The sequence below is a fragment of the Traorella massiliensis genome, from assembly GCF_900104665.1.
GTDB lineage: Bacteria > Bacillota_I > Bacilli_A > Erysipelotrichales > Erysipelotrichaceae > Traorella > Traorella massiliensis.
In genome coordinates, this window is the sequence record NZ_LT629968.1 from 488,675 (window position 1) to 505,157 (window position 16,483).

The 16,483-nt window shown below is 35.0% G+C and carries 17 protein-coding genes; 16 read left to right on the top strand and 1 reads right to left on the bottom strand.

Annotation, left to right across the window (positions count from 1 at the left end; genetic code table 11):
* Positions 1–41: 41 nt before the first annotated feature.
* From BQ5367_RS06915 to BQ5367_RS06955, 10 genes are all read left to right on the top strand, one after another.
* Positions 42–470 carry an Hsp20/alpha crystallin family protein gene (locus tag BQ5367_RS06915; protein WP_071441788.1) on the top strand — a complete coding sequence of 143 codons (429 nt, stop codon included), beginning with the start codon at positions 42–44 and terminating at the stop codon, positions 468–470.
* 170 nt (positions 471–640) lie between these two features.
* The gene (locus tag BQ5367_RS06920) at positions 641–1,651 is read left to right on the top strand and encodes an ABC transporter substrate-binding protein (RefSeq protein ID WP_071441789.1); all 1,011 of its coding nucleotides are present in this window, start codon (positions 641–643) and stop codon (positions 1,649–1,651) included.
* A gap of 14 nt (positions 1,652–1,665) precedes the next feature.
* Positions 1,666–2,736, top strand: coding sequence for an ABC transporter ATP-binding protein (locus tag BQ5367_RS06925; RefSeq protein ID WP_071441790.1), 1,071 nt, complete (start codon positions 1,666–1,668; stop codon positions 2,734–2,736).
* Positions 2,733–4,406: an ABC transporter permease gene (locus BQ5367_RS06930; protein ID WP_071441791.1), complete on the top strand. Its 1,674-nt coding sequence runs from the start codon at positions 2,733–2,735 to the stop codon at positions 4,404–4,406. Before BQ5367_RS06925 ends, BQ5367_RS06930 begins: the two co-directional genes overlap by 4 nt.
* Before the next feature lie 262 nt (positions 4,407–4,668).
* Entirely contained in the window at positions 4,669–5,196 is a 528-nt protein-coding gene (locus tag BQ5367_RS06935) for a GNAT family N-acetyltransferase (RefSeq protein WP_071441792.1), read from the top strand.
* Positions 5,197–5,395: 199 nt separating this feature from the next.
* A complete protein-coding gene (locus BQ5367_RS06940; protein ID WP_071441793.1) occupies positions 5,396–6,157 on the top strand; it encodes a response regulator transcription factor in 762 nt (253 codons plus the stop codon).
* Between the two features lie 31 nt (positions 6,158–6,188).
* Positions 6,189–6,443 (top strand): Ku protein, encoded by a 255-nt coding sequence (locus BQ5367_RS13930; RefSeq protein WP_268874441.1) that lies wholly within the window; start codon positions 6,189–6,191, stop codon positions 6,441–6,443.
* A 19-nt stretch (positions 6,444–6,462) separates the two neighbouring features.
* On the top strand, positions 6,463–6,966 hold the full coding sequence (locus BQ5367_RS13935) for a Ku protein (RefSeq protein WP_268874444.1): 504 nt from the start codon (positions 6,463–6,465) through the stop codon (positions 6,964–6,966).
* The gene (locus BQ5367_RS06950) at positions 6,966–7,856 is read left to right on the top strand and encodes an ATP-dependent DNA ligase (protein ID WP_071441794.1); all 891 of its coding nucleotides are present in this window, start codon (positions 6,966–6,968) and stop codon (positions 7,854–7,856) included. The genes BQ5367_RS13935 and BQ5367_RS06950 overlap by 1 nt, the downstream gene beginning before the upstream one ends.
* Positions 7,857–7,911: 55 nt before the next feature.
* Complete coding sequence (locus tag BQ5367_RS06955; RefSeq protein ID WP_071441795.1) at positions 7,912–9,027, top strand: CAP domain-containing protein; 1,116 nt, start codon at positions 7,912–7,914, stop codon at positions 9,025–9,027.
* A gap of 116 nt (positions 9,028–9,143) precedes the next feature.
* Here BQ5367_RS06955 and BQ5367_RS06960 read toward each other — a convergent pair whose 3' ends face one another.
* A complete protein-coding gene (locus tag BQ5367_RS06960) occupies positions 9,144–10,079 on the bottom strand; it encodes a hypothetical protein (RefSeq protein WP_071441796.1) in 936 nt (311 codons plus the stop codon).
* 232 nt (positions 10,080–10,311) lie between these two features.
* On the opposite strand from BQ5367_RS06960, the gene BQ5367_RS06965 reads away from it, so the two are divergent.
* The 6 genes from BQ5367_RS06965 to BQ5367_RS06990 all read left to right on the top strand — a co-directional run bounded on the left by BQ5367_RS06965 (position 10,312) and on the right by BQ5367_RS06990 (position 16,473).
* Positions 10,312–11,292, top strand: coding sequence for an LCP family protein (locus BQ5367_RS06965; protein ID WP_074022002.1), 981 nt, complete (start codon positions 10,312–10,314; stop codon positions 11,290–11,292).
* Between the two features lie 268 nt (positions 11,293–11,560).
* Positions 11,561–13,420 (top strand): polysaccharide biosynthesis protein, encoded by a 1,860-nt coding sequence (locus BQ5367_RS06970; protein WP_071441797.1) that lies wholly within the window; start codon positions 11,561–11,563, stop codon positions 13,418–13,420.
* Positions 13,421–13,567: 147 nt separating this feature from the next.
* The gene (gene loaP, locus BQ5367_RS06975) at positions 13,568–14,083 is read left to right on the top strand and encodes an antiterminator LoaP (RefSeq protein ID WP_071441798.1); all 516 of its coding nucleotides are present in this window, start codon (positions 13,568–13,570) and stop codon (positions 14,081–14,083) included.
* Between the two features lie 80 nt (positions 14,084–14,163).
* Positions 14,164–14,778: a sugar transferase gene (locus BQ5367_RS06980; protein WP_071441864.1), complete on the top strand. Its 615-nt coding sequence runs from the start codon at positions 14,164–14,166 to the stop codon at positions 14,776–14,778.
* Positions 14,775–15,560: an NAD-dependent epimerase/dehydratase family protein gene (locus tag BQ5367_RS06985; protein ID WP_071441799.1), complete on the top strand. Its 786-nt coding sequence runs from the start codon at positions 14,775–14,777 to the stop codon at positions 15,558–15,560. The genes BQ5367_RS06980 and BQ5367_RS06985 overlap by 4 nt, the downstream gene beginning before the upstream one ends.
* Entirely contained in the window at positions 15,550–16,473 is a 924-nt protein-coding gene (locus BQ5367_RS06990) for a glycosyltransferase (protein ID WP_071441800.1), read from the top strand. Before BQ5367_RS06985 ends, BQ5367_RS06990 begins: the two co-directional genes overlap by 11 nt.
* Positions 16,474–16,483: the final 10 nt, after the last annotated feature.

Below are 16,483 nucleotides of genomic sequence, written 5' to 3' on the forward strand. Positions count from 1 at the left end.
ATACTAGATTACAGAGATGATATCTAAAGGAGGCGTTAGTTATGTTACTACCTAGATTATTTGATGATGATTTGTTTGATGATGTATTTGATGACTGGATGCCAAGCAGGCATGTATTTGGAAAACATGAAAGAAACTGGATGAAGACGGATATAAAGGATGCAGGCGATTCTTATGAACTGGATATGGATCTTCCGGGATTCAAGAAGGAAGATGTCAAGATTGAATTGGAGAATGGATACTTGACGATCAGTGCGGATAAGAACCATGAAGTGGATGATAAGGATGACAAAGGCAACTATATCCGACAGGAAAGATATTATGGATCATGTTCGAGAAGCTTCTATGTAGGCGAGGATGTAACGCATGAAGATATCAAGGCACGATTTGAGAGTGGAGTCTTGCATTTGAACATTCCAAAGAAAGATCAGCCGAAGGTAGAGGAAAAGAAATATATTTCGATTGAGTAAGTCATTGACTTACTCTTTTTTTGTAATAAATTGAGAAATTATTTAAAATTCATATAGTATTTATCGAATTGTGTCGGATATTTCCATTTGTGATTGTTTTGTCGGATATGAATGCGGTTTCATATCGTTTAAACTTAAAGCATAAACATATATGAAAGGAAATAAACGATATGAAAAAATTATTAACACTATGTTTATCCGTAAGTATGCTTGCAGGGTTGAGCGCATGTTCGACACCGCAAGAAAACACGAGTCAGGAATTGGTGATATATTCACCGAATTCTGATGGTCTCATTGAAGCAACCATTCCATTATTTGAAGAGGAAACAGGGATTACGGTTCGTCTTCAGCAGGCAGGAACAGGCGAGCTGATTAAAAAACTTGAAAGTGAGAAAAATGATCCTATTGCTGATGTCATGTTTGGCGGAGCTCATTCTCAATTCATCCAGAATGCCGATTTATTTGAAGAGTATGTATCTGTGAATGACAAGAATCTCATTGAGAGTTATCAGAATACTTCTGGTTTCACGACAAGTTATGTCTTAGATGGCAGCGTATTGATCGTAAATAAGGATCTGATCGGGGATATTAAGATTGAAGGTTATGAAGATTTATTAAATCCGGCATTAAAAGGTAAGATTGCGACAGCGGATCCTTCCAGTTCATCAAGTGCTTTTGCACAGCTGACAAATATGTTACTGGCTCAGGGTGGCTATACTGATGAAGAAGCATGGAAGTATGTAGAAGAATTATTTGTCAATATTGATGGCAAGATTGAAGGAAGTTCGAGTTCAGTATATAAGAAGGTAGCAGATGGTGAAATGACAGTGGGTTTAACGTATGAAGATCCTGTTTTGACACTGATCAATGATGGTGCCAATGTGGATATCATTTATCCTGAGGAAGGTTCGGTATTTCTTCCAGCTACCAGTGCTATCATTAAAGATGCGAAAAATATGGAAAATGCCAAGAAGTTTATTGACTTTATTACAAGTCAGCAAATGCAGGATATCTATGGTACAGAAACGACCAATCGTCCGGTTTTAGAAAATGCTAAGACAAGTGATACGATGAAACCGATGAGTGAAATTCCAACATTAATCGAAGATATGGATTATATCAATGAACATAAGACAGAAATCGTTGATAGATTTAAAGATATCTTTGCTAGTATTAACTAATTGCGAGGTTTTAAATGAGTAAGATTAAAATTGAAAATGCATTAAAAAAATATGGAGATCACACAGTGATCTTTTCCCTTGATCTTGATATCAAAGATGGAGAATTATTTACTTTATTGGGACCTAGCGGATGCGGAAAAACAACTTTATTACGAATGATTGCAGGTTTTAATTCAATTGAAGGCGGGGATTTCTATTTTAACGATCAGCGTATCAATGATATGGAACCAAGCATGCGGAATATTGGAATGGTTTTCCAGAACTATGCGATATTTCCACATATGAGCGTTCGCCAGAATGTTGAGTTTGGTTTGAAACAGCGTAAGCTGAATCGTGATGAGATTACAGAAAGAGCAGATCGTTTTTTAAAGCTGATGCAGATCGAAGAATATGCAGATCGGATGCCCGAAAATCTTTCCGGTGGTCAGCAACAGCGTATCGCATTGGCAAGAGCTTTGGTCATTGAACCGGATGTCTTGCTGATGGATGAACCATTAAGCAATTTGGATGCGAAACTGCGTTTAGAAATGCGTGAAGTGATTCGATCTATTCAGAAAAATGTTGGAATAACCACTGTTTATGTAACTCATGATCAGGAAGAAGCCATGGCAATCAGTGATACGATTGCTGTGATGGATCATGGTGTCCTCCAGCAGATTGCCTCACCAAAAGAAATCTATCATCGTCCATCAAATGTTTTTGTGGCTACTTTTATTGGCAGAGTGAATATAATGGAAGGCAGCTATGATCATGATAAAAGAATCTTAAAACTTCAAGGGGGATTTGAAATGACCTATGAGGGTGATTTTGATTCACAGAATGTTTTGGTTGCGATACGTCCTGAAGAATTTGAGATAAGTCAGAAAGCAGAAGGTCTTCATGGAGTTGTAGAAGATGCGGTATTTTTAGGGCTGAATACTCATTATCATTTACGCTTGGATAATGGTGAGCGTATTGAAGTAATAAAAGTCAGTTCGATGAATGAAAATTATATGCTTGGTGAAGATGTATATTTAAAGATATTAAGTGAAAAAATCAATTTATTTAATGAGGATGGCAGTGTCAATCTGCTGATACGATCATGAAAGCGCTCTTTAAGCACAAGCTTGACAGCTGGGCACTGATCACACTTGTATTATTGCTTTTATATCTTATATTTATGGTCTATCCGGTGGGAAATCTATTGATTCAATCCGTTATTGATAAGACGACACAGGCTTTTTCCCTAAATAGTTTCATCAAATTTTTCTCAAAGCCGTACTATCTTTCAACTTTGTTTAATAGCTTTAAAGTATCGCTCATTGCTACCTTGCTTTCTTTATTAGTAGGAACACCTTTGGCTTATTTCTTTACTGCTTATCAGATCAAAGGAGCTAAGGTCTTGCGTATCCTGATCATTATTGCTTCTATGTCAGCCCCTTTTATTGGAGCTTATTCATGGATCTTGCTTTTAGGAAGAAATGGCGTGTTAACACAGCTGATTTATTCAATCAGCGGGATCATGCCTCCGGATATCTATGGTTTTACGGGTATCTTGCTGGTATTTACTTTACAGCTGTTTCCATTGATCTTTCTTTATGCATCAGGTGCTTTGAAAAATGTAGATCACTCGCTTATGGAAGCAAGTGAAAATATGGGTTGTACAGGGATCAAACGATTTGTTAAGATCGTATTGCCACTGATCACGCCTTCACTTTTAGCGGGTGCTTTACTGGTATTTATGAGAGCTTTGGCTGATTTTGGGACACCGATGCTGATTGGCGAGGGTTATCGAACATTCCCGGTTCTCATCTTTAATGAATTTTTAAGTGAAGTAGGTGGGGATGACAGTTTTGCGGCAGCGATTGCAGTTATAGCGATCCTGATCACTACCGCTGTCTTCCTTGTTCAAAAGATTATTGCCAGAAAGAAATCATTTACGATGAATGCCCTTCATCCGATCACTCCTAAAAAACTGAATGGGATCAAAAAGATATTTGTTTATCTGTTTAGTTATGGTGTTGTTGGCTTGGCGATCATGCCGCAATGTTATGTGATCTATACTTCTTTTATCAATACAAAAGGTATGGTCTTCCAAAGCGGATATTCTTTCGATAGCTACATTTCAGCTTTTGAGACCTTAGGTAATTCCATTCAGAATACAATTCTGATACCGGGCATCTCTTTGGTTATCATCATTCTGATGGCTGTGATGATTGCCTATCTGAGCGTTCGTCGTAGAAATGCTGCCACCTCGTTTTTGGATATCTTAAGCATGATTCCTTATATCGTACCAGGTACGGTAGCAGGCATTGCCCTTCTTAGTGCGTTCAACAGCGGTATCTTTGGTTCTGGTGTATTAGCCATCAGTGCCACGATGTCGATCATGGTGGTGGCTTTGGTTATTCGGCGTCTGCCTTATACGATACGAAGCAGTGTAGCGATTCTCTCACAGATTCCTATCAGCATTGAGGAAGCAGCGTTAAGTTTAGGAGCCAGTAAAATGAAAACCTTCTTTAGGATCACGATTCCGATGATGGCCAGCGGGATCATCTCAGGAGCGATCTTAAGCTGGGTAACGATGATATCGGAGCTTTCAACAGCCATCTTGCTTTCCACCTATAAGACGCAAACACTTAGTGTGGCAACCTATACAGAGGTGATTCGTGGCAACTATGGTGTTGCTGCTGCTTTATCAACGATTTTAACAGTATTGACGGTCATATCGCTATTGATATTTATGAAATTATCAAAAGGCGAAGATCTGTCGATTTAGGAAAGACAGAATCGAAAATAGCGTAGCCCGCAAAGCTATGCTTTTTTCCATTTTATAAAAATATTTGATAGTGATTTAATGAATCTTCATGCGTTGTGTAATCATAAATAGGATGATAAAATAGTTTTATATAGTTTTTATGGGAGAGTAAGATATGATTGATATATCACATATTATAAATATTTCAAACTGGGGTGGAAGAGAATAAAAGCCTGCTTCATTGATTAAACGGACGATAGAAATTTAAGGAGAATAATGAAGTATGGAAAAATTAGTTTTTAAGGCAATTACTGCCGATGATGAAAAAAAAGTATTTATAAATGAGGTTCAGGATGCTTTTCAAAAAGCTTATGTAAGAGAATTTGGAAAATACGATAAACTCGTTCTGCCTGTTGAAGATATTGAAGAATCTTTTGAAGCGAAAGGATCTGAAGCATATATCGTAGAAATTGATGGTGAAAGAGTGGGTGGAGTGATCATAGTAATTGATGAGATTACAAGATGTAACTCACTACCTCTTTTATATGTGAAACCAGGATTACAGAATGCTGGAAATGGATTTAAAATATGGCAATCTATTGAAGAATTACATCCTGAAACAAAAATTTGGGAAACTCATACCCCTTATTATGACAAACGAAATATTCATTTTTATGTAAATCGCTGTGGTTTTAAGATCGTAGAATTTTTTAATCCCAGACATAAGGATCCCCATCAAACTAAAGATACTGCTGGAAATATTCCACCGGAGAATAATTACTTTTTTCGATTTGAAAAAGAAATGAAGTAATAAATTTGTAATGTAAGTAAAAGCGTAATTGATTCATTCACTTACGCTTTTCGTTTATTTCTAAAGTTCATATTGGAAGATCGTGAATACTTTATGCATTATCTAACAAAAAAAGAACAATCAGTGATATACTTAAAAAAACGATACCTCGTATTTGTTTAACAAAATAATGAGATATTGAATAATTGCGAGGTAAAATATGTTTAAAATATTAATTGTAGAGAATAATGAATATCATCGAAAGAACTTGATGAGCATGATTGATGAACTAGGTAATTTTATGATGGTGGAAGCAGGTGATACTGATGAAGGTGTTGAAAAGATTCGAAAGATGAAACCGGATATTGTCATAAGTGATATTGACCTGTCATTACAAAACGGTTTAGAAATGTTTGAAAAGACAAAAGAATACAGTTATGGTGCTATTATCATAACGAGTGTTCAAAGCTTTGAACTGATCCAAAAAGCCCTTCAGACAGGAATCAGTGATTATCTTTTAAAACCTGTTAGTCAAAAACAGTTAAAAATGGCACTGGAAAGAGCCATCTTACAGCATCGACAGCTTTTATGTTATGAAAGAGCACTAGAAAAAGAAGTGATTATAGAGAAACATATTCAAGAACCTATGTTTCATACAAAAGATTTGCTGGTAGAGAAAATGCTTATTTATATTCATGATAATTATATGCATAAGATCGTCTTAAATGATCTAACAGAAGAGCTTCATTATAGTCAGACTTTATTGAATAAAAGATTTAAAAAAGTTACATCGATGACTTTTTGTGATTATTTAAATCGTTATCGAATTACAAAAGCAATTGAAATGATGAAAGAAGGTCAAAAATATATTTATGATATTGCTGCTGGCTGTGGCTTTCATGAATATAAATACTTTTCGGTAGTCTTTAAGAAATATACCCATTGTTCATTAAAAGAATTTATGCAGCAGATTGAAAATTAGAAAATCTCACATACTAATGGCGAGGTGAGTTATGGCAGCTGCACATAAGGGAGCTATCAGTTTTGGTTTGGTACATATACCCATTGAACTATATAAAACAACCCAGCCGAATGAAATAGCTTTTAATCAGTTATGTAAAGATACGCATGAACGTGTTCGATATAAAAAATATTGTCCTAGCTGTAGCAAGGAAATCAAAAATGATGATATTGTCAAAGGCTATCAGTATGAAAAAGATCGTTATGTCATCATGAGTCAAGAAGAGATTGATTCTTTAAAGGCGTAAAAAAGATCGTACGATTCATATTTTACATTTTACATCTCTTTCTGATGTCAGTGATTTATATTTTGAAAAGAATTATTATGCGATACCGGAAAAAAGTGCTCAGAAGGCTTATGAACTTTTATATAATGCTCTTCATTCACTTAAGGTCATTGCAATCGGTCAGTGTGTAATTGGCACGAAAGAGACCTTAGTGGCGATCATGCCTTTTGAGGAGGGACTTATGGTCAAAACACTGTTTTATGAAGATGAAATAGCAAAGATGCCTAAAGATATCGTCCATCCGAAAATATCAGCAGCAGAATTGAAAATGGCAAAGCAACTCATTGAAGCGATGAAAGAATCCTTTGATCCTTCGCTGTATCATGATTCTTTTCAGGAAAAGCTGAAAAATGTCATTGAGGCTAAGATACATGGTCAAAAAATCGTATCTGCAACGCCGATGGAAAAAGAAAGTGCTATTGATCTCATGGAGGCTTTAACGCAGTCGTTAACTGCGAAAAAGGCTGAGAAGAGAGCCCATTGATGAAACGTGATCTTTCAGTAATGCTTATCGGTCAGGAAAAAGAAGCTTTTGATAATGAGGAATGGATCTATGAATTAAAAATGGATGGAATTCGTGTATTAGCTTATATAGAAGATCATCAGGTGGATCTGCGTAATAAACGTAATCTTAAGCTGATTCAGAAATTTCCAGAAATGAAAGATCTGGGAAAATATGTTCAGAAAGACTGTGTACTTGATGGTGAACTTTATTATTATGATCATGGATGTATTGATTTTTCAAAGATTCAAAGAAGAGCGCTTCTGCATGATCCCTTCAAAATACAGATGGAAAGCCATCAAAACCCAGCGGTATTTACAGCTTTTGATATTCTCTATTATGATTCAGAGTATGTAATGGATCGTCCTTTAATGGAGCGAAAAAAGATATTAGAGAAGTGTATCAAGAAGGAGAATGCTCATTTCAGCCGTTCTCGTTATATACATAAAGAAGGCTGTTTACTTTATGAGAAGACGAAGGAAAAAGAATTAGAAGGTATTGTTGCGAAAAAGATGGATCGTCTTTATAAAAGTGGTAAAAGAACCAGAAATTGGATCAAGATCAAATATTTAAAAGATGATGATTTTGTGGTTGTTGGCTATAAAGTGAAGGAGTCTGGAATTTCATTGATTTTAGCTCAATATGATCAAGATGAGTTAATTTATATCGGTCAGGTGATGACATCGTTATCAAGACTGCCAAGGCATCAAGTAAAAAAAGAAGCTGTTTTTGATATATCAGATGTAATATGGCTGAAAGAGGAATTATGTGCCAGGGTAAAGTTTATGGAAAAAACTGCATCGGGTTCATTGCGTCAGCCGGTACTGGTGGATTTTGTTTATGATAAAAGGGCACAGGATTGTCGATTGTGATGAAATCGTAATCTTTTTTGTCTATGATCATGATAGAATAATGATGAGGTGAATCATGAAAAAAGGTATCAGTATATTTGTTGTGCTGTTATTATTAACAGGCTGTTTTCATTCCGAAAAGCTTCTTTTAAAAAATGAGCAGGTCATCTATGAATATGGTGAGGATATTTTTATTGATCCTAATGATTTTTTAGAGGAGCTGGATGAGGAAATCATTGATGAGATTGAAGTCATAAGCGAACAGGAAAATCTTATGATTGAAGATCAAAGACTTGTTTTGGCTGATGAGGAAGGAAATGAAAAAGAATATGTAGATGTGGGTGAGTATGATTTAAAATTTGTCTATGAAAATGAGGAAAAAGAGGTTAAGGTCGTTGTAGAAGATACGACAGCTCCTAATTTTACTGATTTTCTGGGTGAAATTAAAATTGAACAGAATGCCTTGAATGTTGATTTTAATAAATTTTTCAAATGTGAGGATCAAAGTGGGTGTACCTTTACCATTCAAAATGAGGTGGATCTTTCTACGATTGGTGAATATGAGTTAGAAGTGCTTGCGAAAGATGAGTATGGTAATGAAAATAAGGCTATATCAAAGGTCATTGTTGTTTCTTTGGATGAAGCACTGGCAGGAAATGTAACTTTGGACTTGGAGGGAACGGTTTATCAAAGTGAAGCTTTAGGTTTAAAAAAACAAGAATTGGCTGAAGCAAATAAACCTTCTTCTAATAATCCTTCAACAAACAATACTGTTCAAAAGCCAAGCACTTCACAAAATCAAAATAATGCTTCTGGTTATGCTGATAGTTATGCAAATGAAGTTTTAACCTTAGTAAATACACAGCGCTCTCAGGCAGGGTTAGGTGCACTTAGCTGGGATAGTAAGCTTGCAAGTGCAGCTAATGTTCGAGCAAAAGAAATCGTTTCATTATTTTCACATACACGCCCTGATGGCAGCACTTGTTTTACAACTGTAGAAAATGATGGCAGTTATATGACCTTGGGTGAAAATATTGCATATGGCTATACCAGTGCTTCGTCGGTGATGAATGGGTGGATGAGCTCACCTGGACATCGTGAAAATATTTTGAACGGTTCTTTTACAAAACTAGGGGTTTCCTGTTATTATGAAAATGGTACGTATTATTGGGTGCAGATGTTTGGGGGATAATGAAGTTATTAGAGATTATATTAAAAGTTATGATCTAAATGGTATTTCAAAAAGAAGTCAATTGTTATTTTGATACAATTGCTTCTTTTTTTTAATGATTGTTTGCAGCAAGTATTTTAAGAAGGGTCTTTTAAATATTGACGATATTTTTTTCTTTTTTCTTCTGGAATCTGCATCATATCAAATACTTCTTCAGCAGTAAAATGATGGCTATTCATCATATTTTGAATGAATTTAGAAAATTCTAAGGTTGTTTTCTCAATGCCTTGAGCCAATCCTTCAGCTTTGCCTTTTTTCAATCCTTCTTCTCTGCCTCGATTTGCCACATACTCATCTAAATTACACATTTCTCGGATCTCCTTTCTCAATTCCTCATTCATTTTAATGCCATAGTCTTTTTCTAGAACTTCAATTTTTCTTTTTTCTTTGATATTTCCATCAAATAATGTCTGCAAGAAACCTAAGCATTCATTCTTGCTTTCCTCACCTAAGTAAAGCAGGATCACTGACAGTTTGTCATAGTCTTTTTTTCTAAGCTTATTGTATCCAAGAAGAACTTTTTTGTCCAGTGAGATTTCTGTTATGCTGCCTCTTTCTTCCTTGGGAGGATTCAGACAGATCCAGATTGAATAGACCTTCTTGAGATTTTCATAATGGGAACCTCTGATCTGATCCTCATACTGCATGGAAAGCATCGTTCCGCCATAATAGACCCCTCTTGCCGATAAAGGATAGCCGGGATAGAAGTCATCCTGAATTTCGATATTGATGTAGAAGTCGATATCCTGATCACTCTCAGGCAGATGTGCCATAAAGAAGATATCAAAAACGACTTTTCCTTCTTTCAGAGTATCATCTTCAAACTGGGTAATAAAAGGTGACAGACGGTGGACTTCTTTCTGATTGACAGAGATGTCATGGATACAGTCAGAAGCGATGATGCCGATTGGAATCTTCTTAAATTCTGAGATACAGTGGTGAAGGATATAAGCAAGAAAGAGAGGGCGTGAGAGAACATATTTGCTTTGATAGTCATAGCTTTTATGTTTCATTATAACTGTTACCTCCTACTATTCTTATATGCATCAAAACCATAAAATTCCTAAAAATTTAAAAAGAAAATTAATTTTATTTACGTAATTTTAAATGATCTATATATAGAAGATGATTCGTTTATTTTCCTGAGGAACTTGTTAAGAAATATGTGATTTCGTGTTAGATTTTCAAAAAATAGTGATTTATCATTGAATTAGTGCTACAATATGCGGGTATTTGGAGGTACTTATGACTATTAAAGCAAAGAAAAGACTGGTCATTGTATTATCAATTGTTCTTGTATTGATTATTGGTGTTTTTGCTGGTGTTAATTTATATGCAGATTCTTTATTGAATCGTATGGGGCGTACAGATGCCTTTAATAATGATGACGTTTATTCTTATGAGTCAAACCGCAACGTTGATAATATTGCCCTTTTAGGGATTGACGCTGATGAGGGGAGTGGAGCACGCAGTGATGTGATGAAGATCATTTCACTTGATTTTGATAATGGTAAGATCAAGATTTCTTCAATTCAACGTGATAATATCGTTTATCAGCCATTAATGGATCGTTATGAAAAGTTAAATCATGCTTATTGGCGTAGCGGTGTGCAGGGAACACTAAGTTCGATCAATTATAACTTTGATTTGGATGTGACACAGTATGTATTGTTTGATTTTGATTCTGTAGAGGAAATCGTTGATATCTTGGGTGGTGTTGACATTGAGCTGTCTGCTTCTGAAGCAGGGTATTTAGGTTTAGGCGGTGCCGGTACTTATCATTTGGATGGTGCCCAGACATTGAGCTTTTCACGTATTCGTTCAGTTGACAGTGATTATGAACGTATGTCACGTCAGAATCGGGTCATTGATGCTTTGATTTCTTCATTGAAGGATCGCTCACCGATTGATTTATTGAATATTGTGGATGATGTTTTACCATATATTGAAACAAATCTTTCTAATGGGGCGATCAAAAGTTACGTGACACGTCTTTTAGGTTTTGATCTGAGCAATATTGAACAGTATCAGTTCCCCAAAGATGGCTATGAATCACAGCTGACTTCACTTACATTATATGGTTATTCACCACAGTATGTTTTAAAAGATTTTAGTGGTGAGGTTGAATCTTTGCATCGCTTTATTTATGGTGAAGATGATGATTATACTGCAAGTGAAAGGGTATTAAAGGTTGAAGAAGATATTTTAGATCTTGCAGGATATTAAGTTCTCATATTGATGAGAGCTTTTTTTAGAATTTTTATGAATGATAATCTAAGGAATTACATTCAAAATTAAAAAGATCAGCAGGAGTCTTTTTTGTGCATGTGTAATGAAATAAGTGCTTAAATAGGGTGAAATATAATGGTTACTATTTGCGATAAACGCCTGAGAATTGTTAAGGATTGTAAGGAAAAAATGTGACTTTAAAAGGTTTGAAGTGTTGTTTAATAGGGTATTATATGTTAAAATCTTTATGATTGGGGGAGAAAAAATGCTTGATTGGTTTTTTGAAAATCAGTTTTATAAGAAGCATCGAGAAAAAATACAGATCGTTTTAGATTTACTTATTGTCTGTTTTTCTTATATTCTTGCATATTGGACAAAGTTCAATTTTAAATTTGATTTTCATTCCTTGGTGATTTATAAATTAGTATTATTTGCGATTGCCGTATTGTTGATTTATACGGTATATTTTATAGCGTTTGGGATATATAGAAGTTTATGGAAATATATCGGAGTCGTTGAAATCGTGCGTCTGACATTGGCAGATGGATTAGCAACGATTACGATTATGGTTCTTACATTGTTTTTGAATAAAAATCTGGATTATGTAAGTATTGAATTGGTAGCGGGATGTTTTGCGGCTTTGATGATGTTTTCACTTCGTGCCTTGTATCGTCTGTTTAGAAGATATACTTCTCGTGCTGGTAATATGAAAACAGCAGTGATCATTGGAGCTGGTGATGCAGGGAATATTTTGTTGAAGGAAATTAATCAGAATGAAAAGCTGAAATATAAGGTTGTTGGCTTTGTAGATGATTATAAAAAGAAATATATGATTGAAGGTCTCTCGATCTTAGGAACATGTAACGATCTAAAAGAAATAAAGGAAAAGTATCAGGTAGAGGTTGCTTTGATAGCGATGCGTAATGTATCGAAGAAACAGCTGAGAAGTATCGTGGAACAATGTCAGAATGTTCATTTGCCGGTACAGATGATGAGTGAAAGTATTTTTGGTAATCAGCTGAAAAAAAGAAATGTATTAAGTGATGTTAAGATCGAAGATCTTTTGGGTAGAGGGGAAATTCATCTGAATCAGCATGAAATTGCTTCCTATATTACAGATAAAAAGATTCTGGTGACAGGTGCTGGAGGAAGTATTGGTTCAGAGCTTTGCCGGCAGATCTTGAAGTTTAAGCCAAAGGAACTTGTCATGCTGGATATTAATGAGAATGATCTATATCTTTTGGAACAGGAGTTTAACCGTGATCGTGATCATGGAAAATTGAATGAAGAAATTAAAATCGTTTCAATTATTACATCGATTCGTGATCCGTTGGGCTTGGAACAGGTGTTTAAATTGTATCAGCCGGAGGTTGTCTATCATGCGGCAGCGCATAAACATGTGCCTTTGATGGAAACAAGACCGATGGAAGCGATTAAGAATAATGTTTTTGGAACTCGAAATGTGATTTTGGCTTGTATTGAACATAAGGTATCACGCTTTATCATGATTTCTACGGATAAGGCTGTAAACCCTACTAATGTGATGGGGGCTACGAAGCGTATGACGGAGATGATCTTACAGGCTTATGGTGATAATGGTGTGACGAAGATGGCAGCCGTTCGTTTTGGAAATGTATTAGGCAGCCATGGTTCGGTCATTCCGATCTTCTCGAAGCAGATTGAAGAGGGAGGGCCGGTTACCATTACGGATAAGAACATTATTCGTTACTTTATGACGATTCCTGAGGCTGCACAGCTTGTCTTACAGGCAGGTTATTATGCAGATAAGGGAGAGATCTTTGTTTTGGATATGGGTGAACCTGTAAAGATTCTTGATTTAGCAGAGAAGATGATCAAGCTTTGTGGACTTGAACCGTATGAGGATATTGAAATAAAAGAGATTGGTTTAAGACCTGGTGAGAAGATGTTTGAAGAGCTTCATTTAGGTGGTGAGACATTCTCTAAAACGAAGAATGATTTGATTTATCGTAATGATGTGATGCATATTTCACTGGATGAATTAAATAAGCGATTGGATGTTTTAGAGGATCTGATCAAGGATGAAGAAAATGCTGGTATTATAAAAAATACGATTTTAAGCCTGATTATTACTGACAATCGTTAAAGATTGAGGTATAATATTTAAGTTGCGACAAGAATGTGAAGCAGATCAATCGTTGCCCGGCGCACGTTGTATGCTTGCAGGATCATCATTGAAACAGTTCATATGAATGAATATGAATGGGCGAAGCATATCCAAAAGGAGACCTGTATGGAGAAATGGTATGTGATTCAAGTAAGGAGCAAAGCAGAAGAAAAGATTAGAAGAAGCTGTGAAATGCTGATTTCTAAAGAAATACTGAAAGAATGCTTTATCCCGAAAAATAAACGAATGAAGAAGATAAAGGGAAACTGGATAGAGATTGAAGAAATACTATTTACCGGGTATGTGTTTTTAGTGAGCGATGATCCTGATAAGCTATATCTTGAATTAAAAAAAGTGCCGGATCTTACAAAGATGCTGGGGCATGTAGATGGAGAGATATTTCCGCTTTATGATGATGAAGTAAAATTTTTGAAGTCATTGAGTGATTGTGGGCATGTTGTGGAAATATCAACAGGTTTGATTGAGAATGATGAAGTGCAGATCGTTTCAGGTCCTTTGAAGGGAAGAGAAGGAATTATTAGAAAGATTGATCGGCATAAACGTGTTGCGTTGATTGAGGTTGAGCTTTTTGGCAAGACTACACAGGCTAAGGTAGGTTTGGAAATTGTAAGTAAAACTTAAGATAATTGCGAATTATCCAAAGTTGAGTGAAAGCATACTGAAAGATGTATGTTTTTTTGTGTGGGAAAGGAATGGGAAAAATGTATCGGAATGGATTGAAAAGAGTGCTTGACTTTATATTGAGCCTAGCGGGATTGATTTTGCTCTCGCCGGTGCTTTTGATTATTGCATTAATTATAAAGCTGACTTCTCCAGGCCCTGTTTTCTTCAAACAGAAACGTGTGGGAAAGAACAAGACCTATTTCAATATACTGAAGTTTCGAACGATGCGTACCGACACGCCTAAGGATACGCCAACACATCTGCTGGCTAATCCGGATCAGTATATTACCTCAATCGGAAAAGTACTGAGAAAGACATCTTTGGATGAACTTCCACAAATCATCAATATCTTAAAGGGAGATATGTCGATCATCGGTCCTCGGCCTGCCTTATGGAATCAGTACGATCTGATCGAAGAAAGAGAAAGATATGGTGCCAATGATATTCTTCCAGGACTGACAGGATGGGCACAGATCAACGGCAGAGATGAACTGGAGATCGATGTGAAAGCAAGACTGGATGGCGAGTATGTAGAAAGAATGAGTTTTCTGTTTGACTGCAAGTGTTTCTTTGGAACGATCACATCTGTACTGAAACATGAAGGAGTGGTTGAAGGAGGAACGGGAGAGCTCAAGAAAGAGGTACAGCCATGAAAAGGGTCCTGATCACGGGTAAAGGGAGTTATATAGGAACTCATTTCAGAGATGAGCTGTTGAAATATCCTGAAAAGTATGAGGTTGAAGAATTAGAGATGAGAAATGATGAATGGAGAAATCATGATTTTTCATCTTATGATGTCGTTTATCATGTGGCAGGGATTGCTCATATTAAGGAAGTTAAAGAAAATGAGCAGCTTTACTATCATGTAAACCGGGATTTGGCTTATGAAACTGCAAAGAAGGCAAAGGAATCAGGAGTGAGTCAGTTTATATTCATGTCATCAATGAGCGTATATGGATTAAATTATTCAGATACCCCAATTCTTTTATCTACAGCATGTAATCCTAATACATATTATGGAATCAGTAAATATGAAGCAGAAAAGCTTTTGATTGGATTGGAAGATGATTCATTTAAGGTATGTATCGTAAGGCCACCGATGGTATATGGTGATCATTCACCTGGAAATCTTACAAAGCTGTTTAAAGCGGTAAGAAAAGTGCATATATTTCCTACGATTAAAAATCAGCGTAGTTCAATTACAGTAGAAAAACTTATTGAGTATATAAAGAAATATATTGATGAAGAAGTAGATGGAATACATCTTCCTCAGAATGATGAGTATATGTGTACATATGAAATAGTAAAACAAAAGATGGAAAAAGAAGGCATTTATGTTTTTTATACCTCACTTTTTAATCCGATCATCAAGCTCATGATTGGAAAAGTAGGGTTAGTAACAAAGTGTTTTGGAGATTTGATTTATGAAAAATAATTTAATTTTAGTTTTGCTATCTTCTTATAATGGAGAAAAATATATAGAAGATCAAATTATTAGTATTATGAATCAAAATCAATTTGTTGATTTACTAATTCGTGATGATGGCTCAAAGGATAATACTGTAGCAATTATTAAAAAATTACAAAAAAAATATCACGATAGAATAAAGCTAATTGAAGGAACAAATATAGGATATATTAAAAGTTTTTTTGAACTAATCAAAATAGCTCAAGGATACAAATATTACTCATTAAGCGACCAGGATGATATTTGGCTACCTAGAAAACTAGATACTGCTATTGAATGGCTAGAAAAAGAGAATCAAAATATTCCTTTATTATATGCTTCAAGCTCGTATTTAGTTCATGACGATTTAGTTCCTTATGGTACAACTCAAAAAATGATTACTCATTTAACTTTTTATAACACTATAATTCAAAATTTTCTTCCTGGACATAATCAAGTTATGAATCAAATGCTTTTAAATGAATTAAAAAAAGATATCGATTATTCAAAAATTTATGTCCATGACTCTTGGATAACTAATGTTGCAATCATTAAAGGAAAAGTTCTATTTAATAATGAATCTTTTGTATATTATCGTCAACATCAAAGTAATGAAGTTGGATTTGGTAAAGGAAAAATTGGTTGGTTTAAGGAAAGAATAAAAAGAATAAAGAATAAAGATAATTTGAAATATGCCATTCAAATTAATGAATTTTATAAAACATATAAATCATATTTAAATAAAGATTATTTAACAGAACTAGAATTTTTTATTGAAAGCAATAAGTCATTATTAGATAGATTTAAATTTATATGTACAACAAAGTTATATCGTCAATCGAAGATGCAAACAATGTTATTCAAAATTTTATATTTAACAGGTGGATATAAAATTAATTGAGGTGATTAAA